The 22,037-nt window shown below is 54.8% G+C and carries 25 protein-coding genes; 16 read left to right on the forward strand and 9 right to left on the reverse strand.

The features are described 5' to 3' along the window. The first annotated feature begins 36 nt into the window (after window positions 1–36). From FZX13_RS01025 to FZX13_RS01050, 6 genes are all read left to right on the forward strand, one after another. Window positions 37–525 (forward strand): DUF3122 domain-containing protein, encoded by a 489-nt coding sequence (locus FZX13_RS01025; RefSeq protein ID WP_115092858.1) that lies wholly within the window; start codon window positions 37–39, stop codon window positions 523–525. Continuing rightward, window positions 525–1,589, forward strand: coding sequence for a bifunctional diaminohydroxyphosphoribosylaminopyrimidine deaminase/5-amino-6-(5-phosphoribosylamino)uracil reductase RibD (ribD, locus tag FZX13_RS01030; protein WP_226408186.1), 1,065 nt, complete (start codon window positions 525–527; stop codon window positions 1,587–1,589). Before FZX13_RS01025 ends, ribD begins: the two co-directional genes overlap by 1 nt. A gap of 111 nt (window positions 1,590–1,700) precedes the next feature. Next, window positions 1,701–2,132 (forward strand): hypothetical protein, encoded by a 432-nt coding sequence (locus tag FZX13_RS01035; RefSeq protein WP_226406494.1) that lies wholly within the window; start codon window positions 1,701–1,703, stop codon window positions 2,130–2,132. A 50-nt stretch (window positions 2,133–2,182) separates the two neighbouring features. After that, entirely contained in the window at window positions 2,183–2,635 is a 453-nt protein-coding gene (locus FZX13_RS01040) for an MAPEG family protein (RefSeq protein WP_226406496.1), read from the forward strand. 315 nt (window positions 2,636–2,950) lie between these two features. Then, window positions 2,951–3,247: a hypothetical protein gene (locus FZX13_RS01045; protein WP_226406497.1), complete on the forward strand. Its 297-nt coding sequence runs from the start codon at window positions 2,951–2,953 to the stop codon at window positions 3,245–3,247. 342 nt (window positions 3,248–3,589) lie between these two features. Next, window positions 3,590–3,844: a hypothetical protein gene (locus FZX13_RS01050; protein WP_226406498.1), complete on the forward strand. Its 255-nt coding sequence runs from the start codon at window positions 3,590–3,592 to the stop codon at window positions 3,842–3,844. Between the two features lie 67 nt (window positions 3,845–3,911). Here FZX13_RS01050 and FZX13_RS01055 read toward each other — a convergent pair whose 3' ends face one another. Beyond that, window positions 3,912–4,421, reverse strand: a complete 510-nt coding sequence (locus FZX13_RS01055) for a hypothetical protein (protein ID WP_226406499.1) — start codon at window positions 4,419–4,421, stop codon at window positions 3,912–3,914. 303 nt (window positions 4,422–4,724) lie between these two features. On the opposite strand from FZX13_RS01055, the gene FZX13_RS12865 reads away from it, so the two are divergent. The 3 genes from FZX13_RS12865 (at window position 4,725) to FZX13_RS01065 (ending at window position 8,703) form a co-directional block, all read left to right on the forward strand. After that, window positions 4,725–4,850: a hypothetical protein gene (locus tag FZX13_RS12865; protein ID WP_255617889.1), complete on the forward strand. Its 126-nt coding sequence runs from the start codon at window positions 4,725–4,727 to the stop codon at window positions 4,848–4,850. Between the two features lie 347 nt (window positions 4,851–5,197). Continuing rightward, a complete protein-coding gene (locus tag FZX13_RS01060) occupies window positions 5,198–5,398 on the forward strand; it encodes a hypothetical protein (protein WP_115092853.1) in 201 nt (66 codons plus the stop codon). A gap of 2,471 nt (window positions 5,399–7,869) precedes the next feature. After that, the gene (locus tag FZX13_RS01065) at window positions 7,870–8,703 is read left to right on the forward strand and encodes a PfkB family carbohydrate kinase (protein WP_226408188.1); all 834 of its coding nucleotides are present in this window, start codon (window positions 7,870–7,872) and stop codon (window positions 8,701–8,703) included. Window positions 8,704–8,912: 209 nt separating this feature from the next. Here the strand turns inward: FZX13_RS01065 and FZX13_RS01070 are convergent, their stop codons facing one another. Next, complete coding sequence (locus FZX13_RS01070; protein WP_226406500.1) at window positions 8,913–9,131, reverse strand: hypothetical protein; 219 nt, start codon at window positions 9,129–9,131, stop codon at window positions 8,913–8,915. Window positions 9,132–9,186: 55 nt separating this feature from the next. Between FZX13_RS01070 and FZX13_RS01075 the strand changes: the two genes are divergently transcribed. Both FZX13_RS01075 and FZX13_RS01080 read left to right on the forward strand, forming a co-directional pair. Continuing rightward, the gene (locus FZX13_RS01075) at window positions 9,187–9,459 is read left to right on the forward strand and encodes a DUF1651 domain-containing protein (protein ID WP_226408190.1); all 273 of its coding nucleotides are present in this window, start codon (window positions 9,187–9,189) and stop codon (window positions 9,457–9,459) included. 214 nt (window positions 9,460–9,673) lie between these two features. After that, window positions 9,674–9,754, forward strand: a complete 81-nt coding sequence (locus tag FZX13_RS01080; RefSeq protein ID WP_226397919.1) for a DUF1651 domain-containing protein — start codon at window positions 9,674–9,676, stop codon at window positions 9,752–9,754. A gap of 38 nt (window positions 9,755–9,792) precedes the next feature. Here the strand turns inward: FZX13_RS01080 and FZX13_RS01085 are convergent, their stop codons facing one another. The 7 genes from FZX13_RS01085 to FZX13_RS01120 all read right to left on the reverse strand — a co-directional run bounded on the left by FZX13_RS01085 (window position 9,793) and on the right by FZX13_RS01120 (window position 17,795). Next, complete coding sequence (locus tag FZX13_RS01085) at window positions 9,793–10,290, reverse strand: hypothetical protein (RefSeq protein ID WP_226406501.1); 498 nt, start codon at window positions 10,288–10,290, stop codon at window positions 9,793–9,795. 2,939 nt (window positions 10,291–13,229) lie between these two features. Next, on the reverse strand, window positions 13,230–13,544 hold the full coding sequence (locus FZX13_RS01095; RefSeq protein WP_226406505.1) for a hypothetical protein: 315 nt from the start codon (window positions 13,542–13,544) through the stop codon (window positions 13,230–13,232). Window positions 13,545–13,669: 125 nt separating this feature from the next. Continuing rightward, entirely contained in the window at window positions 13,670–14,041 is a 372-nt protein-coding gene (locus FZX13_RS01100; RefSeq protein WP_226406516.1) for a hypothetical protein, read from the reverse strand. Window positions 14,042–14,328: 287 nt separating this feature from the next. After that, window positions 14,329–15,306 carry a hypothetical protein gene (locus FZX13_RS01105; RefSeq protein WP_226406518.1) on the reverse strand — a complete coding sequence of 326 codons (978 nt, stop codon included), beginning with the start codon at window positions 15,304–15,306 and terminating at the stop codon, window positions 14,329–14,331. 382 nt (window positions 15,307–15,688) lie between these two features. Next, window positions 15,689–16,201: a hypothetical protein gene (locus FZX13_RS01110; RefSeq protein WP_226406520.1), complete on the reverse strand. Its 513-nt coding sequence runs from the start codon at window positions 16,199–16,201 to the stop codon at window positions 15,689–15,691. Between the two features lie 159 nt (window positions 16,202–16,360). Then, the gene (locus tag FZX13_RS01115; RefSeq protein WP_370630786.1) at window positions 16,361–17,056 is read right to left on the reverse strand and encodes a potassium channel family protein; all 696 of its coding nucleotides are present in this window, start codon (window positions 17,054–17,056) and stop codon (window positions 16,361–16,363) included. Window positions 17,057–17,138: 82 nt separating this feature from the next. Continuing rightward, window positions 17,139–17,795, reverse strand: a complete 657-nt coding sequence (locus FZX13_RS01120) for an SOS response-associated peptidase (RefSeq protein ID WP_226406522.1) — start codon at window positions 17,793–17,795, stop codon at window positions 17,139–17,141. 84 nt (window positions 17,796–17,879) lie between these two features. Here FZX13_RS01120 and ftsH point away from each other — a divergent pair, with 84 nt between their 5' ends. The 5 genes from ftsH to lexA all read left to right on the forward strand — a co-directional run bounded on the left by ftsH (window position 17,880) and on the right by lexA (window position 21,996). Further along, window positions 17,880–19,754, forward strand: coding sequence for an ATP-dependent zinc metalloprotease FtsH (gene ftsH / locus FZX13_RS01125; RefSeq protein WP_186571798.1), 1,875 nt, complete (start codon window positions 17,880–17,882; stop codon window positions 19,752–19,754). Between the two features lie 45 nt (window positions 19,755–19,799). Further along, the gene (gene argF / locus FZX13_RS01130) at window positions 19,800–20,756 is read left to right on the forward strand and encodes an ornithine carbamoyltransferase (protein WP_226406524.1); all 957 of its coding nucleotides are present in this window, start codon (window positions 19,800–19,802) and stop codon (window positions 20,754–20,756) included. A gap of 2 nt (window positions 20,757–20,758) precedes the next feature. After that, on the forward strand, window positions 20,759–21,070 hold the full coding sequence (locus FZX13_RS01135; protein WP_226406526.1) for a hypothetical protein: 312 nt from the start codon (window positions 20,759–20,761) through the stop codon (window positions 21,068–21,070). Window positions 21,071–21,081: 11 nt separating this feature from the next. Then, entirely contained in the window at window positions 21,082–21,306 is a 225-nt protein-coding gene (locus FZX13_RS01140) for a hypothetical protein (RefSeq protein ID WP_226397804.1), read from the forward strand. Window positions 21,307–21,372: 66 nt separating this feature from the next. Then, a complete protein-coding gene (lexA, locus tag FZX13_RS01145; RefSeq protein ID WP_226406528.1) occupies window positions 21,373–21,996 on the forward strand; it encodes a transcriptional repressor LexA in 624 nt (207 codons plus the stop codon). Window positions 21,997–22,037: the final 41 nt, after the last annotated feature.

Here is a 22,037-nt window from a genome sequence, read left to right on the forward strand (position 1 = left end):
ATTTGTTGTGAGAATTCTCTGACTGATTTTTCCGGTATGCGCCGTCTCCTGTGTTGTCTGATGGCCGCTCTAGGGCTGTTGTTGCTCACGCCAGGGATGGCCTGGGCCCAGGTTCACCAACACGAGAGTGAGACCGGTGTCGCCATGGTGCGCTCTCTGGAGAGCCTGCGGGATCTCGATTACGACAGCTGGCAGGCGGTGGCCTATCGCGAGGGGCCTCCTGGTCAGCCAGTCGTCTTGCGCGTTGTGGGCTATCCCGGAAGATTGCGTCTGGATCACCCGGTGGGTCTTCAGGTGCTGGCGGGTCGACGCGAATGGCTGCTGGATGACATCACCATGGCCAATCCGGTGCTGGCCACGGATGGTCGTGAGGCGGCGGCTGAATTTGCCCTCGATCCCTTGCTGAACGATCTCAGCAACAATCGGCCGCTTCGCTTGGCGTTGCCGGGAGTCTTCACCGAGTTGCCCGTACCTCCCTACGTCGTTGGTGAATGGCGCTCGCTGCAGGAACTTCCCCTCAGCTGATGTGGGAGATCTGGATGCGGCGGGCGCTGGCCCTGGCTGCCCTTGCCCAAGGTCATACCAGCCCCAATCCCCTGGTGGGGGCTGTGGTTCTGGATCGGGATGGGCGTCTCGTCGGCGAGGGGTTTCATGCGCGGGCCGGTGAAGCCCATGCCGAGGTGGGTGCCCTGCTGCAAGCCGGCGCTGCGGCACGTGGAGGGACCCTTGTGGTGACCTTGGAACCTTGCTGCCATCACGGCCGCACTCCCCCCTGCAGTGAGGCGGTGGTGCAAGCCGGTATCCGTCGTGTTGTGGTTGCTCTTGAGGATCCAGACCCTCGTGTGGATGGGGGGGGGATTCGCCAACTGCGTGAGGCTGGCCTGGAGGTGATCAGCGGAGTGCTGCGCGACGAGGCCCTGCAGCAGAACAGGGCTTTCCTGCATCGCTTGCGCACCGGCAGGCCTTTCGGGATTCTGAAGTGGGCCATGAGCCTGGATGGCCGCACCGCCTTGCCCAATGGCGCTAGCCAATGGATCAGCGGCCCGCCGGCGCGTGATTGGGTGCATCTGCTGCGCAGTGGCATGGATGCTGTGATCGTGGGGGGCGGCACGGTTCGCGTCGATGATCCGTTACTCACCAGCCGGGGCAGGCGTTCACCGGAACCGCTGCGGGTGGTACTGAGCCGCAGTTTGGACTTACCGGATCAGGCGCAGCTCTGGAACACCGCGGTGGCTCCGACCCTGGTGGCCCATGGGCCCGATGCTGATCCCAATCGTCTGCCATGCGGCCCAGAGGGGCTTGGGCTTTCGGTCTGTGATCCGTTGCAGCTGATGGAGGCCCTGGCGCAGCGCGGTTGCAACCAAGTGCTGTGGGAATGCGGCCCCGAGTTGGCGGCCGCGGCGATCCGACAGGGCTGTGTGCAGGAGATTGCGGCGGTGGTGGCACCGAAGCTGATGGGGGGCACAGCAGCCCGCACTCCTCTGGGGGAGCTGGACTTCAGCGCCATGGATGAGGTGTTTCAAGGGGGATGGCACCAGTGCGAGCCGCTGGGGCAGGACTGGTTGCTGCGTTGGCGCAGCAGCTCCTGAATCCATTCCTCTTCAGTGAGTCTTCCCCTCAGGTGATGAACAACTTTGGGTCTCTAGTTCAGGGAACGATCGGATTGTTCTCGAACGATGCAGCTGTGCAACGTGAGCTGCATGCACAATTCGGCATCAGCCCTCAGAATGAAATTTGAATCAAATGAATGTATGAAGGGCACTCAGGCCATGGCCTACGCCATGGGAACAATATTTATTCTTGGAGAAACAGCACGTCGAGGCCTTGATTATTTTGCGATCAATGCAACAACGATGCTTGAGGATTATGGGTCGGGAGTTTTGCTGATCCTTGCTGCTGCCGCATGCACTGCCAAGCTTGCACAGTCCACGATTTATTTGGCTGGTGCTTGGGGATATTCGGCAGGAGGAATGTTCGTGCCCTTCTTTGCGCACTTAGAAGCATATCTTCGTGGGGCGACTTTTCGGCCAGATCATCCCATTGAAGATATTAATGGGATTATTGTTAAAGGAGTGATATGGGGTATTTGCGTGGCGGCGTTCATCGCAAGCCTTCGTCAGACATCAAATTAAGTTGCTTTTGAGCCTAAAGTCTTTAGCATTGAAGAAGGCTTGATTTGTGAATGTTGATTTCTGATTTGTCGCAATCGACTGTTGCGAGTGCCGCGCCTTATCTGTGGTCGTTGGTGCTGTCGTTCGCCACGCTGCTGATCAGCATCCTCCTCCTCTACATCGCTCGATTCAGCGCAAGGCTTGAAATCAAGGATCTGGCGGCTCTTCGTTCCATGTTTGATCGTTTTCCGGCGTGGGGAAAGCGTGCTAGTTGGGCACAGCAAAACAGTTTTGAAGCCTTCACGATCCATGCACCTGCGGCACTGCTTGCTGTTGTTGCTGTTTTGAACGGACAAACCCTTCCGTCCATCACCGTTGCGGTGGCTTTGGCGCATCCAGCGCTACGTGTTGCTTACATCAGTGCCTATCTCTTCAATGTTCCCATCGCTCGATCCGTGGCTTGGCTCCTGGGTCTGCTGTGCAGTGGAATTCTTTATGGCGTGGGATTGGCAGCCCTTGTATAGCGATCGATGTTGATAGCTCTTGAGGTGATTGAGGTGGATGTCTTTTGACTGGGTCTTGTCTGTGAGTCCACTCTCTGAGTTTCAAGTTGATTCGTTTTTGTTTTGTTTGCCAGCGTTCAAGGCTTTTGGCGTAGCGGCCTTGTTCTCTAGTTATTGCAGCTGATCTGTCGGAGTCTGTGCGCATAGCTGAGGCATCGGTTGCTCTTCCGTGCGCACACGCCAGATCTCCAGCAGCAGGTCGCGTTCCCGGTTAAGGGCGCCGCGAGGCACGGCAGGCGTCGAAGCCCGCAAAGATAGTTAGAAACATTTGGCGTTATGGCCCCCACCAAGAGAGAGATCCTCGCCGCATCAGCAGGCTGGGTGGCCGTCACCTTGAACGTGGTGCCGGGTTTAGGCGCCGGGTACCTGTACCAGCGCCGCTGGAAGGCCTACTGGATTACATCTGCTCTGGCCACGACCTGGTTCGTGCTTGGGGCAGTGCTTGGCCAAGGAGCAGAGGGTGCCCAGGACATTCAAAACCAATTGGTTGGCCTGGTTGGATTCATCGCTCTGGCGGCTGGAACAGCGGTTGAAGCCGGCTTAGCCGTGAAAAAATCTCGTGAAGAGAAATGAGAAGTTTTTGACGCGGCTTGCTGAGCACAACCCAGTAATGGAGTGGGAAATGCCTAATGATTAACTTGCTTGGGGAAGATTTGCTTCTAAGTCAGTAAGTGAAAAGAGTGAAGGCTCAAAATGTGACTTCAAGTTGAAGCCATATGAATGCAGCAGTAATGCCTGCTTTGGAGCAGATTAAGCAATTAAAAGTGGGCAGAGCTGATTTCAGTGATGACATTCCAGGAATGTGCAGGGTTTAGGCGAGTTGATTCACGGAAAATGAAATTAATATGAGATCAGAGATAGATAGATGCTGAGGTTGGATCTAGTTGGTAGCATTAAGGATCTGGCTTGAAACAGTTGAACTCTGGCACCATTCGACGCCTCATTCTCACGCTGGCTACAGGGTATCTAACTGTATTTGGTGTTAGACAAATTCCTTACGAATTTCAGAACGAATGGCTAATTCTTGTTCCAGCGCTTATACTTGTTTATGCGTTGACGGTTTGGATTGAAGGTAAGATATTCAAGGATGATGCAGTTGTGATGTCAAAAAGTAATAAGCCTAGGCCTCAGATCAGCAAAGCCCCCAAGAAAGGGTTTGGATCTGACTGACTCCCAAAGCCTCGTGCACGCGGTTGTTATGGGGCGGTTGTCATGGCGAGGTTTCGCATAGTTATGGCTATTGGCTGATGGTTTGCTGATCGACTCTTATTCGCTCGGATCCTCCAAGTGTCACTCCTCGGGTCGCTAAGTCGTACATTTCTTGGTGAATATTCTTTGATTCATTCGTAAACCAATTCGTTAATTCCGGCGTCGTGCATTTTTTAGGTCCAAGGTCTATAAATCTATATTCAAGGGTAATGAAGTCGCCTTCCGGTGTTTTGTAGCCAAGCTCGAGAAGGATTAGGCCATTTGGAAAAGGGGTGTCGATCTGGGCTTGCGTGGCATGACGTCCAATTTCAATGGATTTGTTAGCAATAGTTCCATCGCCTGATGCATCTCTGATTCTTATCATTAACGTCGTGCCTTGGTTCTGACTTATTAATTGCTGCGTCTGCTTTCTCAAGCCCCATTCGCAACTAATTGTATTGGACTTGGCCGAGGCTTTGAGGAAGGAGACGTCTCTCTTCAAGGTTTGGGTGTTTTTTTCTTGTCTTAACAGCCCTAGTTTTGAGAGAAGCCACTTCATGCTGCCTATTTTCGGTGAGACTGTTTTTAGCTTATTTGCTGGTGATGCTAAGAAATTCTTCTCAATGCTTAACTTGAGTATCTATTGCTACCAATAGTTCGCTGAATTCTCTTTGTCGCACCTATGGGGCTGGTCTTCATAGGCTGGAAAATTGGCGAACTGTGAGCGTTGTAACGCCATGGCTTTGATGATTAAAGCCATGACAAAGGGGCTTTCTTGGCAAGTTCAATGGCTTCAGAAGATCTGATTGCTCAGACCCCACGAGGTTCGTCCATTCAAAGAATCGACGACGGTAAATTTTTGGTGTGTAATAGCGAGAATTTGTGCTTCTTCACCCGCAGCCTTTATCTGGCTGAAGAACAGCTGGAGGAGATGGAGCTTGGCTACCGCTTCCCTTACTCCACCAACTTCCGTGAGGTGAAAGTATGACTGGTGTAAGCAAGTTGGCTGGGCTCCATTGATTCCTGTGGGGAAGAGAAATGGGTTGAATGCACGTTTTGCGTTCACGCTTTGCATTCACTCTTCACCCCGTCGAAAGATGGGGTTTTTTAATGGTCACTGGATTGGTGGTGAAGAGCGCCACAACTCTCCTGCAGCTCATTTGGTCGCTGCCAGTGACTCATTTGAACGGTGCTGTCCCTATGGTCGCCGTCAAGGTGAATTTGGAGTCCCCAAGACCTCCATCCAATGGATCCACAGCCATTGGGCGCTGGTAACACCACTGACTCCCTTCTGACGATGCAGGGAGTCAGATCAGCGTTGAACTGCTTTTAGAGATGCTGATGTCCATTGCCAAAGAACCTGCTCGGGTTGAGCTGTTGAGTTACACGCGACCTGACGGTGAAGAACTCGTTGGGCTTGCTGTGGAATTAGGCCAAGAGCCCAATGGTGGCGTTCAAGTACGGGTACTAATTGATTCAAATGTCGTCAACGACGTAACAGTGATCCCCTTGCAACAAGGTGGTTGCTGCGAATAAGTGGCTATAGCCATAGCTAGAGCAAGATTTGTTATTCCCGGCATGACCATCATCAGCACAGGGTTTGGGGTCATAAATCCCGTCTTTGTCCAAGGGGTTTTCTGGGCAAGCACGATGGCTACAGGGCTCACCAGGCATCCCTAGCCGACCGGCTTCTCTGTCGGGGTGTTTCTACATGTGGCGTCGTCCATGCGTGGCATGGCCTGCAGGCTGACGACGTCTCTGCCTCGTCAGTGTTGACCGGAAACTGGGCTTGGCACGCCATCCCCACAATCGTTCGATCAGCCTCAGAAGGCAATAAGCACGACAGCTGATTGCCAGACCCTGCACCGCTGACGAGAGTGTGTTCATTGAGATCGGAGGAGCCCATGACGGCCGACACTCCACCGCAGCAAAACGCAGAAGTCGCCTGACTTTTCAAGCCACTGCTCCACAGGTTTTCTCACCATCCATGGGCTTGCCCTAAATCCCGGCACCGTCTCGCCGGGGGGCACTCACCAGAGTCAGAGAGTCCACCACCTGGAACCTTGGCCCCAGACGCTTGAAGAGCCCGACACTTCGCCTCTCGCCAGCAATGGCATGCGGCATGGCCCCTGTCTTGGGAAAGCGGGGGTGTCGGAAGCGAGCAATAGGAGAGGTCACCCCATTCCTGTCGTAGGTGGGCTGGCCTCTCAACCCCTGAACAACTCACGGGTTCAACATGCACAAACGAGCGAGCTAGGCCGTCTTTCCATCGGGAAGGGCGGCCTTCCTCGTTGAGGAGGATTTAGGCATTAAGCCTTAGCCACCGGCGAGAGAAAAAAACAGCAGACTCATGCAAACCCCAGAGGCTGCATGAAAGGACTCCACACGAACGTTGCTTACTTCAGTGGAACCGTTGCGATTGCAGTGCTTGTTATGGCTTTCGTCGTCAAAGCAACGGCCTAAGGCCCTAGACGCTGATCCGTTCCCGTGGGTACAAAGCCGCTGCAGTCCGCATGCAAACGGCTTTGCTCAGCCATGGCTTGCATCTCTGCGGCCCAACTTCTGTCGAATTCGACCCTGATGACGATTGTCTAGGAACAATCACCCCCAAAAACACAATCTGTCCCGCCGATAGCCATATCTCCTCAGATTTCAGCCACAGCACTGACTTATCAGGTCTTTTGAGCCATCTTTGACTCGGTGGAGCCTGAGTGGGGAAACTCAGCGTTGACGACCCTTCTTAGCAGTGTCGTCAATCCTCCACCCCATACCTCTATGCCCCTGCTTTTGGTTAGGGCTTGGAGAAGGTCTATTTAAAAGGTTGCGTTCTGTAGTAAGTGACGCGTAATTCCGGCAATTGCCAGGGATAAGAATGAAGAGCCGGTGGTTATGAATGCAGGGCTACCGGTGGCGGAACCGCATTGCTTATCGCTCAGTGATGTGGTTCCGTCCTGTTGCAGTAAGCGACTGACTGATTCAGCCAGACTCCGGGCCATGTACTTTTAAAAGTAATATTTGCCAGGGCGATCCGCTCACAGCGTGTTCCTCTTGAATCCTCTTGAATCCCTGGGGAATGGTTCTGTTCGTTTTGCCCCTCGCTGGCTTGATATTGGTTGTCGCTGGAATCTTCTACGGGAACACCCCTCAGAACCAAGGCTGATGCTGCCATGCGGATGCCGCATATAGAGCACAGGTGCGTTCTTTTCTGACAAGCATTGAATCGTCAGGAAGCGAAATCCTGAAAGCCGGGTTGTTCCACGCCCGACGAGAGGGGGTGAACCGCCCAATCTCCTGGGGTTGATTGGGCGGTCGCTCTTCTTTGCGCCAATCGGTTGCCAAAGCCAACGCGACGGCAGACCTCGTGGCAGCGCTCAAGGTCTGATTAATCAAGCCAGGCTGCGTGAACTAGCTGAATACACCACCCAGTAAAAAGTGAAAGAAGATATACAAAACGACTCCGATTGAGAACGTTGGAATAGTAAATCCCATGGCCATCTCGCTTGCCAACTAAACCTTAATAAGCTGATTGCGGTGGTTCTGCATCATTGATCACACAAAACTTTTAGGAGCATTAATGCTTAGTCTGGCCATTGAAGCCTTCGACGCACGTCAATTTCATTTTGTGGCATTTGGCACATTTACCCCATGCTTACTGAGGCCATGATTTCTGTGCCAAGGGTTTACTCATGGACTCCCAACAGAAGACATGCCACGAATTGAGCAAACAGCTCTCTGTCTATCGCGCATTCAACAATCAGACCGCAATAGCAGCAATCATGAGGCAAATGGCTGTGTCACATTGCCCCATCGGAGCATCCAAGCACCAGTAAGAGAAAGTTCGATAGGCGCATAAAAGCCGGTTCATCACGCCCGGTCCATGTGCAGATCAACCTGCCTATCGGCTTACATCTGACGCGCAAGAGGGCAGCACGACCCATCCCTCACCCCATCCTCTCTTGTGATTCGGGCTGCATCACCAGAGAAGATGGGGGTCCAGTCGTCTGGGACTGCCGTTGTCTTCCGCCTCAGCCCTGCCGCCCTTGCGCTTGGCCGTCGTCGGCCATGTCGAGTGGGTGGAATTTCTGGCGGTGGATCAATTGCCCCGACCCGGGGCCATTGGTCACGCCCTGCGGACCCTGCAGGAACCCGCCGGCGGTGGTGCTGTCGTTGCTGTGCAGATGGCACGGTTGCAGCAGCAGCCCGTCCAGTTCTTTACGGCCCTAGGCCGTGATTCGGTCGGCGAAGCCTGCGTTAAGCGGCTCGAACATCTGGGCCTTGAGGTGCATGTCGCCTGGAGGGAGGCGCAAACCAGGCGGGGCCTGAGCTTGGTCGATGGTGAGGGGGATCGGGCGATCACCGTGATCGGCGAGCGGCTGACCCCATCACTCGACGATGACCTGCCCTGGGAGACCCTGGGCGAGTGCGACGGCCTCTTCGTCACGGCAGCTGACGCCCCTCTGTTGAAAGCCTGCCGCTCTGCTGCAGTCCTTGCCGCGACTCCGCGGGTTCGTTTGCCTGTGCTTCAACAGGCCAAGGTGTCCCTCGACGCCCTGATTGGCAGTGGGCTTGATCCGGGTGAGCGGGTGGAGCCGGAGCAGTTGAACCCAGCTCCCCACACGTTGATTCGCACGGAGGGTGCCGCAGGGGGCCTCAGTCGTCCTGGCGGGCGCTATGACCCAGCGCCACTCCCAGGGCCAGTGGTGGAGAGCTATGGCTGCGGAGACAGCTTTGCGGCGGGGGTGGTCACCGGCCTTGCCGCGCGATGGTCCTTGGCGAAGGCCATCGCTTTGGGTGCGCAGTGTGGTGCCGCCTGTGCGACGCGCTTTGGACCCTACGGCTAGTCAACTTGGACGGTTCGCCCTGACCGAGGATCCCCTCCACATCGGTTCGGGCCGGTTTCTTCTGCCGACGGGCCGTGGTGGTCACCAGACCTTGACCGTCTCGCTCGGCTGGTGCCTGGCTCACCCCCATTCATCTCTAATTTTGACTGGTGCTTACTGGTCTCTGGATTGCCGGTCGAGGCTGCTGGCATAGCGGCCTCTTTTTTCAGTTATTGCAACTGATCTGCCGGTAGATGTGCGCAGATTTGTGCGCGTGGCCGGGCCATGGGCGGTTCTTCTGTGCGCACGCGCAAGGTCTCGAGCAGCAGGTCCCGCTGCAGGTGAATCAGGCATCGGCCCAGCATTGTGGTGGCCTCCCCCAGGTCTTCCTCCCCGATCAGGGCCACACATCGGGCCAGATCGAGGTGATCACCCCAGGGGATCGGCATGGGCGTTCGCTGGCAACGCTTCAGTTTGGCGAGGGTGCTGGCCAGACTCCACCCCATGGCGAACAAGGATCGCTCTACCAACCCCCCGCAGGAAAAGCCTGGCGGTGAGGGTTGGCTGGTGAGTCCTGAACAACAGCTGCTTTGTCAGTTCAAAGCTGACTCAGCAACGGTCCATGCGCAGTGGGTTGCGGTGCGCACCTATCGCTGGGTTCCACCATGCCCACCGGTGCCGCAAACCCGCAGAAGGATGCTTCGGCATAACGCCATCGAGGCGTGGGACAAGATGCTCAAAACAGGTTGGCGGCTGTGTTCACCACCAGTGAGATGAATGGTGTCAGGTGACGCACCAACTGCTCAAAACGGTTCGCTAGACCTACTCAGTCATTGGAGAAATCATGGAAATCCACATCGCACATTCTCAACCAATCGGCGCACTCATCTTTGACGGCAATCACAAGCCATTTAATGCCTTGGCCTGTCCATTGCGGCGTTCAATATCCAATAGGAACAGCAAGCGAGGCTGAATCACGATCGGTCCTGTAATCACCAGGCACAACGCCATCGAGGCGTGGGAAAAGATGCTGAAAACAGGATGGCGTCGGTGCAGGCCGCCGGTGCGTTGATTGAAGTCATTGTGTGACGACCGATACAAACCGCGCCATCATTCGCGCAATCGCACCTGTCCGATGCTCGGTCGACTTTCCATCGGACTGCTGGCTTCCGCCATCGCTTTGAGGGTTTCGCCCTGCAGCTGATTGCGTTTGAACCATTCGGTGCGTTCGTCGTCTTCGGGTAAGACTGCTTCGATGGCTTCGGCGGCTAGATCCCAATCCAGCTGATCCAGGTTGTTGGTGTTTTGCGGATCCGCGATGAGGTCATGCAGCGTTGAGCCTTCGCCGTCCAGCAAGAGCTGATCGAAGCTCGTGGTGTTTCGGATCGCCATGGCCCGTTCAACGGCGGCCGCCAGCAGATGGATGAGGCCGAGCACGCCCGTGAGCAAGAACTGCAGCAGCGGGTCGAGGAACTGCAGAAGGATGTTGATCAGCTGGAGAAATCGCTTGAAGGCGGTAGCGAAAGCGCCAGTTCCTAATCGGTGGCTAGAAGCAATGCGTCCATGCCGGAAGACTAGTGATTGCTCCTCTGTCGTCAGTTCTGGCAAGGATTATGCGATTTTTCTCGTTGCCTAAATCCCGGGGCACTGACTGGAATATGCCGGTCGGTGGGAGCGAGCTTCTTGGGGTTGTAGATATTCGAGCCAATGATCACTCACTCAAGTGAGGGCTCACTGTCATTCGATGCGCGCTCATTTCGGGTCTCTACTTTTCGACTGTCTTCCTCTTTATGGACATGGCATTCGACGGGGTAGACAAGACAGCCCGCTTCATCATTGCGGCCAGGGCACGTGCTCAAGCTGCTTTGCATGAAACGTCTCCAAAGCTCACGGCTCTGGAGAAAGCGATGTGGCTCAAGTTGAGGCGAGGTGAACGTCCCTGCAAAAACAGCAAGGCTGCTTAGGGGAACAATTTCTAGCCTTTTCAAAGAGGAAGGCCGCCCTTCCCGGTGGAAAGACTGCCTAGCTCGCTTATGCAGGGTTAGTCGACCATTAGGCCGATCGGCCTTAAGTCGCTACACCCACAACGACAGTTGCAATAGAAACGACGATCCCTCCCCACTTCACCCATTCCGTGTCGTGATCATGAGTGTTGGCGAATAGGAGAGCGCCAAGCTGAATAACAACAAGCTTTTCGAACATGACAGAAGAGCCAATGGCCGTCTTTTTGTAACCGATGGAACGTGTTCGTGCGGTTACAGATGCTCTCGAATTATGTATTGCTCGTTACTTTTTTGCCTCTACTGTTCGGCCTTGTCTTCAGGCGCAAGATCTAATGCCCAAAGAGGAAGGCCGCCCCTCCCGGTGGAGAGACGGCCTAGCTCGCTCGTTTGTGCATGGTTCAACCCATCACTGCTGAAGAGAGAGAGGGTCGAAGCTTCTGGCTAGAGGCGCCCTGGGGCCATTTGCTCTAGGTGTTGGGTCGTTTTCTCCGAGGGCACCTGAGACGATGCAAGTGGAGCGTCGATTGGCGTGACGTATCTGATGTGTACCTAACCAAACGACCAACCCAGGTCATTTTTGAGACTGTTGGAGCAGGGGCCAGAAAGTCAGTCTGCTTCTTTGATCTGCTGGGGTGGAGTTTCGGCCGTCATGGGCTCCTCCGGTTTCGATGCACTCAGTTTTGTGCCTTTAGGGCACAAAGTCATCGGCATTAAGGCGCATTGCCTTGATGGACTGAGCCATCGAATGTTGGGGTGGCGTGCCTGGCTGCCTGCGAGCAGTTGGTTCCACTGCTTGACCGTCGACCACTGCGCCGGCTAGTACTAATGTACTGACGCTGGGCGGTGATGGAGGAGTGGGACTTCGTTGATGAGCGAGATCTGCAGAACTGGAAAGGCGGAGTGGGTTGCATGACTTCCCAGCACTTCACCTATGGCGTCGATCAGCACTGCTACACGATGGTTGGCTGCAACCTCAGGCAGAAGCAGCTCCAGCAGGGACCGCATCTAAAGAAGCGGTGCAAGCTCTAGGCACCGACTTGGTTGAAGGTGAGGGACTTGTCTCTTATCCCGCGATGCTGCAGAGCAACGCTGGAAAGAGCTTTTGCGGTTGGGCTGGTAAGGCACTGACCCTACTTGGGGTGCTGAGGTTGAGCCGTGACCTCATCTCATTTGGTCGGCACTAATAACTCAATTTCAACTGCGCTGACCTCACGCCATCGCCATGGTGGTATCGGAGTTTCCCCTCCATCCAATGGTCCTCGCAACGGCCCCATTGGACGCTGAACAACCCACTGACTCCCTTGTCAAAATTTTTGCTGGGGAGTCAGTTCAGCGTTATTCAGCTCTCCAGAATTTTTTGCTCATGTCCACTCCTGAGGAATTTCAACGTCTTGAGCTGTTGAACTACACGAATGCCAATGGTGAAGAACTAGTTGGGCTCGCTGTGGGATTGGTTGAAGATCCCAGTGGCGGAGTTCAAGTTCTGGTATTTAGGGATTCAAATGTCGTTAGCTGCGTATCAGTGGTCCCCTTGAAAGAATGCGCGGTGACCACCTCGCAACAATGCGACTGCTGCGAATAATAAGCAGCAAGCTTCCTCTCTCTGCTTTATCTGACGGGGCATGGTTCATTGAATTGAAACGAATACCGGGGCTTTAAGAGATCCGGTGCTCATCGGTGAACGTTGAAGATAAAGTCCTTAAGAGGTTGCTCGCCATGGGGCAATCGATGGAAATGCCACCATCCAGCAGATCCGCATGCTATGGCTAGAGCAATTGCAACGAACGTACCGTAGTAGACGTCTTTTTTGTAGGTGAAGTTGCTTCTCATGGTTGTTTTGTTGCTAGTGAATAATGTTTTGTCGGGAGATGGATGGCGACAATCGCTGTTTCCTACTTAACCTCAACTCCAGGACGTAGTGAACCTGATGATGAGCCTCGGTACACTAAATCTTCTGCTTCAAGTTCTGTAGTTTCTAGGCTTGTAGAGAAAGGGAACTTTTCCATTGCCACCGCAGTACCAATGGTGATTCCGAGCATTACAAAGCAGGAAATTATTAGTGCTGGATGAATGTCATTGTTTTTAGCCATCATGAGTCAAGTGTTTGGTAGATATACAGAGCCCGCCATCTTTTTTTGCTGATGGGGTGCTGATCAGGGGGACGGTTGGTGGAGCTGTTCCAGCTGGTCCAACCACTCTCGGACCTCTAGATCAGTCATCTCCATGACCCGCTTCAATAGGCTGTGTCGGTAGATGTTGAGCCCTCTGCAGCCCCTGAGGGGTTCCATTAGTCGGTCATAAAGATGGGCTTTTGCTGTGGTTCCTGTCATGGTGTTTTCATTCGTAGTTATCTAGAAGTTCGAAGAGCAGTTCTGTTGTCCCAATCACTGCTGCAATAACGGCGATGTTGATCATGACTATCTAGATGGTGGATAGGGTTCTGTCGGGAGATGGATAGCGACAATCACAACGCCCCCTGCTTTTCCCTTGCGGGTTTTGTATTGCTTTCAGCCAATAGGCATCAGGCTTCCCGACAAGAATTGCTCAGCAGCCATAACCAGCGCACTGTTGGTTGAAGCCTGGGCTGGTCATATACGTTCTGCCATAGGCATTGGTTTTTTGGGTGAAAGTATTCCGACGCGGGCTTGCATAGGGGTCATTTCCATATCCGTTCCGAGTGTTGTTGTTGTATCCATAACCGCCGCCGTAGTACTGAGCTGAGGTAGGGGTTGCAGTAGCGATCAGTGAACCGCCGAGAACAACAGCGGTAGCGATTGCGGTGAAGAGTTTCATTTGAGTTTTGGTGTTGTGGAGGTCGTCCCCCGTGAACACACCATCTCCGTTCCAGCTGGGAATCACCTCCCCCGATCTAGTGATTTATTCAGCAGGCTTTATCCCCCATCTAGGTAGGCAATAAAAAACCCCGCCTGTCATAGCGGGGCGGTTTGTATGAGGTTTTGTCGAGAGATGGATAGCTCGCAGTTTTACCAATTCGCAAAGCCACGTCGCCCGCCACCGTTGCCCCAGGCACCTGAACCATTGCGCCAGCCACCACCACCGGCATTAGCGAAACCGCGCCCGGCATTAGCGAAACCGCCACCATTGCGCCAGCCACCGCCACCGCCGTTAACCCAGCCACGTCGATAGCCACCGTTAGCCCACCCAGCGATCTCCAGCGGTTGGTGCAGCCTTGCCTTCAACATGTGCGACCAGCTGTCGTCACCTTGTGCAGCTGCAATGCGTTGCTCAATGCTGTTGTCGGTTTTTTGAACAGAATATGTACCGGCCTCAGTGGCGCCCACACTGCTCCAGGTGCTGAGCAAGATCAGTGTTCCAAGAAGGGTGGTTGGCTTCATTAGGGCCATTGAGCAGTTGAACTTCTGCAGTACTAGCCACGATGCAAGCGGCTGGTCATGGGTCAGTCGTGACTGCCTTGAGTGTTCCCCGCTCTGCACAAGCAATGACGCACCATGCCTTGCAAGCGAGCTAAAGGAAAAGTAGCGCAAGGTATAAAATTGAAATTCTCGGGACCATGGATGTGATTAAAGAAAAAACCTCGATTTCAATGGGTTTTGGCGGATGGTCACACTTTTATGAGATTTTGGGTTTGGTATTTAATAATCACGAGATGGTGATACGGTAATCAAGGCTTAATCAAAATAGGGCCATCTATTCTCGGAATTCCGAGGTTTTCTCTGATAGCAGATACTTGCACATTGGCAACAGACCAGAAGTCAAGGTCCTGGATGATATTGACATTACAACATAACCCTTTTTCATAGCCAGCCATTGCATCATCGGGAACAAAGGAACCAGTTGATGGTGGAATAATATCGCCTACAGTCGAAAACTTCTTCCCTAGATGAAAATCCAAAATTACCTCTAGCAAAGATTCAAATCCAAACCCGTCGCTAAAAAGTCCTGCTTGAAATGCAGCTACATTCATTTCGCCATATGTATCGGTGTTGAATCCTCCAAGAATGTGACAGCAGTCATGCTTTATCAAGAGTTCTGACATGCTTTTATGTTCACCAGGTAACGGCCATTCCCTATCTCGATACCAATAAAAAATTGAATGCCCAAGGCTCCCCTCGGGATAATTTACGAGACCCTTATACTTGCTTGCTAATATTGGGTCGCCAACTGATTGATGAATAGCATCGACAAATCCCTTGACAAGCTTAGGCGCTGAGTTCAAACCAAGAAATTCATCCATTGAGCGACGTCCATAGTCCCATAAAAGACGCTTTAGCTGATTATCCTTGACCTTGTGCAAGTCTCTTAAAGTATTTGGATTAAGCCCAAATGCATTTGCATACTCATCAACCATGTCAATCATTTGTGAATTTAGGCTCATATCCACGTAGGGCAACAAGATCAGTATCTGTATTAATTGAACCCTTTTATCTTCGTCCTTAATAAGTGCTGCGCATGCGGCTGGTGTTATTGACTCTAAGTATTGAATATCAATATCGCTATGGAGAACATGGCTTTGGACTGATTTTATGAATTCAAGGATAATAGCTTCTGGGCTCCCATTGGCATCAAGGCTGCCGACTGAATTCATAGCCTGTAAAAAGATTTGCGCTTCACTCGCGTTCCACTTAGGAAGATTTTTCATTTAGCCAGTGACAGGAGATCTTAATGTAGAAGGGTCAACCCAAAAAGCGGTATCATGAATTACGGTCTATGTTCCAAAATACGATAAGCCTGGCAATGGGTGCGATCATGGAATATTTTCATAGCACCCTCTCGGAACCGTATTAATTACCATAATCAACAAGCGAATCTTGGTATTGAAATAAATATCTGATTTTAACATATAAATATATTTTAGTAAGCATTTAATTGGCTCTCTATTGCAGTAAAGAGCTAGTGAATCCAAGGGAAAAGTCGGGTGTCGCTGGTCATGGGTCAGTCGTGACTGCCTTGAGTGTTCCCCTCTCTGCTCAGGCAAGAAAAAAACCCGCCGTTGCTGGTGGAGAAAGAGAGTGTGATCTTTATCAGCAAGTTTGCATGATTCTGTTCTTCGCTGGCTGAATCCAGACTTCCTGCATTGAATAGCCAAACTCTGCTTCCGATGCTCGCAATTCCGTATAGTTTCTAATTACCCAGGCGTCTAATAATTTGAGTGCAGAACTTGCACTACTACCATTAGCACTGCCTCCAGATAATCCTCCATACATTCCCATCATCTGTCTCTGCGTTTTTGCTGCCTTACAAAGCGCGTCGGCGAGAAAAATCACTTTTTCACTTGCCTCCTGTTGAGACATGGTAGTAACAGCTTTGGATTTGGTCCCTGTGACTACGGACAAGAAAGCAAGCAAAATCAATGAGATAGAGAATTTTTCAGCGAGACCTGAAGGGTTGATTGAATTCAACAATTTAATATGGTTCAAGGATGAGGCTTGCGCTACGGAAGACATAATCGCAATTGCAATGAAAAAACTCCTCCCTGATTTGGGGTGAATTCGATGAGAATTGGATGAATACACCCGCCCAAACAACGGAGTCATGCCTCAACCGCTTCTCCCTCATATATCCAGCCTCAGGAGCCCAGCCAACTTCCTTCTGCCAGGTGGGTGCCCAGAGCAACCTTTTTGATGCTTCAAGTCAACTCAAGCGTCACGCTGAGTTTCTAAAAACTATTGCTGTGGCTGCATTTCTGCTGGCACTCACTGGTCTCTGGATTGCCGGTCGAGGCTGCTGGCATAGCGGCCGATCAGCACGCCCATCACGGCAGCGAGGTAGAGCGGTCCGGCGACGCTCGTGGCCACACTCACCATTCGAGCGAGGGGCAGCACCGGACTGATGTCTCCGAAACCGACGGTGGTGAGGCAAACGAAGGCGAAGTAATTGATCGCTGAAAAGATGCGGGCGCTGGCCAGAACGCTGGTATCGCTGAAATTGGTCAGGTCCAGGGGTTCGAAGCTGCCGGGTTGGATGGTCTCCAGGGCACTCATCACAAGCCCTGCGGTGAGGCCGATGTGCAGATACCCCGCGGTGGCGCCCATCAGCAGCGCTTCGGTAACGCGTTTTGTGCTGGCGAGGCGTGTAACCAGGCGGATCACGCTCCAGCCCACCAGCACGCTCCAGCTCAGGGCCAGCGGCATGCCGCTGTAGATCAGCTCCAGGGGTGTGAGGAGCCAGAGCCACATCGTGGCAACTGCGAACAGTCCCAGACCGCGATACAGAGCATCACTCCAATCCGGAGCGTTGCTGCTCCCCACCATGACCTGCGTAAGCAGTAAGGCAATCAGGGTGTAGCCGATGTAAGTCGCCCAGTCCAAGCGAGGAAAGGCGAAGCCAACGGTGGCGATCAGGGTGCAGAGCAGCAGCAGTTTCAGCTGTGTGCCATCGCGCAGCAGGATTCGCTGAACCAGTCCCACCAGCACGTTGGCAACTGCGGCTGCCCCCCAGGGTCGGCAACAAGCGACGGCTGTCAAGCGCTGTTCACTCCAGGAGGGACAGTTGCTGGTGGTTGTTCTTGCTGGATGCTGGCTTCAGCGTTCGGCATTCCCATGGGTCGGGTGGCGATGGCGTGAGCATCGGCTCGAGGGCGCGACGGTGTGCCCCATCTCCAGGTTCCAGCCAGATGCTTTCCAACCCGTCGGGAATGATCACCGGCATTCGATCGTGCAACGGCTTCACCATGCTGTTCGGTCGTGTCGTGATCACGCAGCAGGTCTCCACTTCACTGCCATCGGGCCCAATCCATCTATCCCAGATGCCGGCTAGCCAGAACAGCTGCCGGTCTTTGCGACGGATCAGATGTCCCTTCTCAAAAAAACCCGTGCTGGGAAGAAGGCAGCGGTGATGACGCCATGGACCGCGGAATGAGGCTTTTTCCGCAATGGTTTCCGCGCGGGCATTAATCGGTCGTGGAGCCTGAAGCGGGTCCTTGACCCAGCCCGGCAGCAGACCCCAAAGCATGTGGGAGAGGTGGTCTTCGCCATGCTCACGCCGCACGGCAAGCACCGGCTCCTGGGGTCGGATCAAGTCGCGGGGGGCGTAGTGGGCCAGCCATGCGCTGTCGTCCGGCCGAAGCCAGCTGTTCAGCACCCGCTGCAGTTCAGCGCGAGGCGTTTCGAGGCAATAGCGGCCGCACATGGCCAGAACCTAGGTGCCGTTCGGTTCTCACACCCATTGATTGCAAGAGATCCCTCGTAGCGTGGCGGGAACTTCAGGCCATCCATGCCGATCCGCCAGGACGACAACCAGCCGAACCGCCGCTTCGGGATCATCAATCTGGTGCTGATTGGCTTCGGGGTGCTGCTGTTGCTCAGCAGCTTCATTCCCAGCAATGGCATGCAGCAGGTGCCTCGAGTGCCTTACTCGCTGTTTATTGACCAGGTCAATGACGGTGCGGTGAAGCGGGCGTTCATCACTCAGGACCAGATCCGTTACGAGCTGAGTGATCCCGAAGAGGGCACGCCTCCGGTGCTGGCCACCACGCCGATCTTCGACATGGATCTGCCCCAGCGCCTGGAGACCAAGGGCGTTGAATTCGCTGCAGCACCCCCGAAGAAGCCCAACATCTTCACCACCATTCTGAGCTGGGTGGTGCCCCCCTTGATCTTCATCCTGGTGCTTCAGTTCTTCGCCCGCCGTTCGATGGGTGGTGGAGCGCAGGGAGCTTTGAGCTTCACCAAGAGCAAAGCCAAGGTGTACGTGCCCGATGAGGAGTCGCGGATCACCTTCGCTGATGTGGCGGGTGTTGATGAGGCCAAGCAGGAACTCACGGAGATTGTCGATTTCCTTAAGCGGCCCGAGCGCTATGCCGAGATTGGGGCACGTATTCCAAAAGGCGTGTTGCTCGTCGGCCCCCCTGGCACTGGCAAGACCCTCCTGTCCAAGGCCGTCGCTGGCGAAGCGGAGGTGCCGTTCTTCATCATCTCCGGTTCGGAGTTCGTGGAGCTCTTCGTTGGTGCCGGTGCCGCCCGCGTTCGCGACCTGTTTGAAGAAGCGAAGAAGAAGGCACCTTGCATCATCTTTATCGACGAACTCGATGCCATCGGCAAGAGCCGATCGGGCTCGATGGGTGTCGTCGGAGGCAATGACGAACGGGAGCAGACCCTCAACCAGCTGCTCACCGAGATGGATGGTTTCACCGCTCAGGACAAGCCAGTGATTGTTCTCGCGGCCACCAACCAACCTGAGGTGCTGGATGCTGCGCTGCTGCGCCCCGGTCGTTTCGACCGTCAGGTGTTGGTCGACCGTCCGGATCTCTCGGGCCGGAAAACCATCCTCGAGATCTATGCCAAGAAGGTGAAGTTGGCACCGGGGGTTGACCTCGACAGCGTTGCCCAGGCCACCAGTGGTTTTGCTGGAGCTGATCTCGCCAACCTGGTGAACGAAGCTGCCTTGCTGGCGGCTCGTGCGATGCGCACCAGCGTCGAGCAGCAAGACCTGGGAGAGGCGATCGAACGGGTGGTGGCTGGATTGGAGAAAAAGAGCCGGGTGTTGCAGGACGACGAGAAGAAGGTGGTCGCGTATCACGAAGTGGGCCACGCGATCGTGGGTCACCTCATGCCAGGCGGCAGCAAAGTTGCCAAGATCTCGATTGTTCCGCGCGGCATGAGTGCCCTCGGTTACACGTTGCAGCTGCCCACAGAGGAGCGTTTCCTCAATTCCAAGGAGGAACTGCAGGGTCAGATTGCAACGCTGCTGGGCGGTCGCTCCGCGGAGGAGATTGTGTTCGGCAAGATCACCACAGGGGCTGCGAATGACCTGCAGCGGGCCACCGATCTGGCGGAGCAGATGGTGGGCACCTACGGCATGAGCGACACCCTTGGGCCGCTTGCCTACGACAAGCAGGGTGGTGGTCGTTTCCTGGGGGGTGGCAACAACCCGAGGCGTTCCGTGAGCGACGCCACTGCTCAGGCCATCGATAAGGAGGTTCGCGGGCTCGTGGATCAGGCCCATGACGATGCCCTGGCGATCCTTCGGGAGAACATGGCGTTGCTCGAGACGATCGCCCAGAAGATCCTTGAAAAAGAGGTCATCGAGGGTGATGACCTCAAGCACATGCTCGAGGCGAGTGTGCTGCCTTCAGGCGTGACCGCTTGACGGCAGCGGGCCTCATCCCCGATAACTGTCCTTTGAACCGTTGCGATGGCTACCGCTCCTGCGGGTGTTGCTGCTGTCCTCTCTCCGCTTTGCGGCCGTGATTTCCTGTCATCGGCGGACTTCTCCGCCAATGAAACAGCGGCGTTGCTGGATCTGGCTGCACAACTGAAGAGCGGTGATCGTCGGATCGATCTCGGCAACCGTGTGCTGGGGCTGATCTTCAGCAAGGCGTCTACCCGAACCCGCGTCAGTTTTCAGGTGGCCATGGCCCGCCTCGGTGGTCAAACGGTTGACCTCAATCCTTCTGTGACGCAGCTCGGCCGCGGGGAGCCCCTCGAGGACACGGCCCGTGTTCTCAGCAGGTATTGCGACGTTCTGGCGATTCGAACCTTCGCGCAGCAGGAGCTGGTGGATTACGCCCATTGGGCGTCTGTTCCGGTGATCAATGCCTTGACCGATCTGGAACATCCCTGCCAAGCCTTGGCTGACTTCCTCACCATGCAGGAAGCCCATGGCGATCTTGCGGGGCAGACCCTGGCTTATGTAGGCGACGGAAACAATGTCGCCCATTCCCTGATGCTGTGCGGTGCCTTGCTGGGGGTGAATGTGCGGATTGGCTGTCCAGAGGGCTTCGAACCTCTGCCGGGCGTTCTCGAGCAGGCACGATCCCTGGCGCAGCATGAGGCATCGATTGATGTGGTGACCGATCCCCGGGAGGCTGTGGCCGGTGCTCAAGCCGTTTACACCGACGTCTGGGCCTCGATGGGCCAGGAAGCTGAGCAGATGCAGCGTGAGCAGGCCTTTGCCGGTTTCTGCGTGGATCAATCCCTGATGGATCTGGCGTCCTCAGAAGCGATCGTTCTGCACTGCTTGCCAGCCCACCGCGGCGAGGAGATCAGTGCCGAAGTGATGGAGGGAACGGCAAGCCGCATCTTCGATCAAGCGGAAAACCGCCTGCATGCACAACAGGCTCTGTTGGCGGTGTTGATGGGAGGTCTGTGAAGGTGGTCTGGTTTTTTTTGCTGCTGTTGATGGTTACGGCCAGTACGGGTTCAGCGGTACTAGCCACCAGCAAAAAACAGCAGAGCACCATTGCCCGATGGACAGGAGAGCAGATCTGCGCCATGGGCGTGGATGCGTTCTATGCGTTGCCGGACCCTGAGCTCAAAGCGTTGTTTGAGCGAGACACGTCGATGCGCTACGAGGACATCCCTACCGCACCGAATGATCAGGAGCGGGCCCGGATCACGGGGCAATTAATGGGTTATCTGATGGCTGCGTGCCCGCAACAGCTTGAGAACTACAAGAACCGCTGAAGAGCCTCGTGATGCGCAAGGAACGTTGTTGGGTCTGGTTCAAAGGTGGCCTGTCTGAGGAGGGGCACTGGATGTCGGGCTGGGTGGCGACCCAAACCGATGAACCGGGTTTGGTGATTGAACATCCCGGTTACGTCACCTGCCGTGTTCCTGAATGGCGCGTGGTCTTCAAGGAACCCCAAGATCTCAACGTGGCGCCGAGCATCCCAGAGCCTGCGGTGTGGAAGCTCGTCTGACCTGAGTCAGCGGTTGCGGAGCCGGGCGAGGAACGGTACAAATGTATTGCCCGAACCTTTTCTGCGGTGACTCGTGCCCTTCAGGAGCCTCTCACCTCTGCTCAGCAAGAGCTTTACGACTGGCTGGCTGACTACATCGGCACGCATCGCCATAGTCCATCGATTCGCCAGATGATGCACGCGATGGGGCTTCGTTCGCCCGCTCCAATCCAAAGCCGGTTGCGTCATCTCCAGCAGAAAGGATGGATCACCTGGCAGGAGGGCCAGGCACGCACCTTGCAGCTATTGGGTGACATGGTGGGGGCAGCGGGTATCCCGGTTCTTGGGGCCGTCGCTGCAGGTGGTCTGGTCACCGCCTTTGATGATGTTCAAGAGCACCTGGACTTGGCGCCTGTGCTGGAGACCCGTGGTCTGTTCGCGCTGACGGTGAATGGAGATTCGATGGTCGACTCCCACATCGCTGATGGTGATGTGGTGCTTATGGAGCCTGTTCAGGATCCCCAGCGGCTGCGCAACGGCACGGTTGTTAGCGCTCTGGTGGCCGGCAGCGGCACCACGCTGAAGCACTTCCATCGCCAGGGCGCGACGGTGGTTCTCGAAGCAGCTAATCCTGCCTATCAACCGATTGAGCTCCCTGCCGAGCAGGTTGAGGTGCAAGGTCGCCTGGTTGCTGTTTGGCGTCAGGTCTGAGGCCTTCGCGGTGTAAGCTCTCACACGACGCCGGTCGCACG

This window comes from Synechococcus sp. MU1625 (assembly GCF_020514205.1).
Classification (GTDB): domain Bacteria; phylum Cyanobacteriota; class Cyanobacteriia; order PCC-6307; family Cyanobiaceae; genus Parasynechococcus.

Coding starts and splice junctions, on each gene's coding strand:
- FZX13_RS01120 (WP_226406522.1), bottom strand. CDS start 17,795: ATGTGCGGCCGCTATTGCCTCGAAACGCCTCGCGCTGAACTGCAGCGG.
- FZX13_RS01055 (WP_226406499.1), bottom strand. CDS start 4,421: ATGAAGTGGCTTCTCTCAAAACTAGGGCTGTTAAGACAAGAAAAAAAC.
- FZX13_RS01060 (WP_115092853.1), top strand. CDS start 5,198: ATGCTGATGTCCATTGCCAAAGAACCTGCTCGGGTTGAGCTGTTGAGT.
- ribD (WP_226408186.1), top strand. CDS start 525: ATGTGGGAGATCTGGATGCGGCGGGCGCTGGCCCTGGCTGCCCTTGCC.
- FZX13_RS01035 (WP_226406494.1), top strand. CDS start 1,701: ATGCACAATTCGGCATCAGCCCTCAGAATGAAATTTGAATCAAATGAA.
- FZX13_RS01140 (WP_226397804.1), top strand. CDS start 21,082: ATGCGCAAGGAACGTTGTTGGGTCTGGTTCAAAGGTGGCCTGTCTGAG.
- ftsH (WP_186571798.1), top strand. CDS start 17,880: ATGCCGATCCGCCAGGACGACAACCAGCCGAACCGCCGCTTCGGGATC.
- FZX13_RS01105 (WP_226406518.1), bottom strand. CDS start 15,306: ATGAAAAATCTTCCTAAGTGGAACGCGAGTGAAGCGCAAATCTTTTTA.
- FZX13_RS01070 (WP_226406500.1), bottom strand. CDS start 9,131: ATGCCGATCCCCTGGGGTGATCACCTCGATCTGGCCCGATGTGTGGCC.
- FZX13_RS01025 (WP_115092858.1), top strand. CDS start 37: ATGCGCCGTCTCCTGTGTTGTCTGATGGCCGCTCTAGGGCTGTTGTTG.
- FZX13_RS01110 (WP_226406520.1), bottom strand. CDS start 16,201: ATGACTCCGTTGTTTGGGCGGGTGTATTCATCCAATTCTCATCGAATT.
- FZX13_RS01075 (WP_226408190.1), top strand. CDS start 9,187: ATGGCGAACAAGGATCGCTCTACCAACCCCCCGCAGGAAAAGCCTGGC.
- FZX13_RS01040 (WP_226406496.1), top strand. CDS start 2,183: ATGTTGATTTCTGATTTGTCGCAATCGACTGTTGCGAGTGCCGCGCCT.
- argF (WP_226406524.1), top strand. CDS start 19,800: ATGGCTACCGCTCCTGCGGGTGTTGCTGCTGTCCTCTCTCCGCTTTGC.
- FZX13_RS01045 (WP_226406497.1), top strand. CDS start 2,951: ATGGCCCCCACCAAGAGAGAGATCCTCGCCGCATCAGCAGGCTGGGTG.
- FZX13_RS01100 (WP_226406516.1), bottom strand. CDS start 14,041: ATGAAGCCAACCACCCTTCTTGGAACACTGATCTTGCTCAGCACCTGG.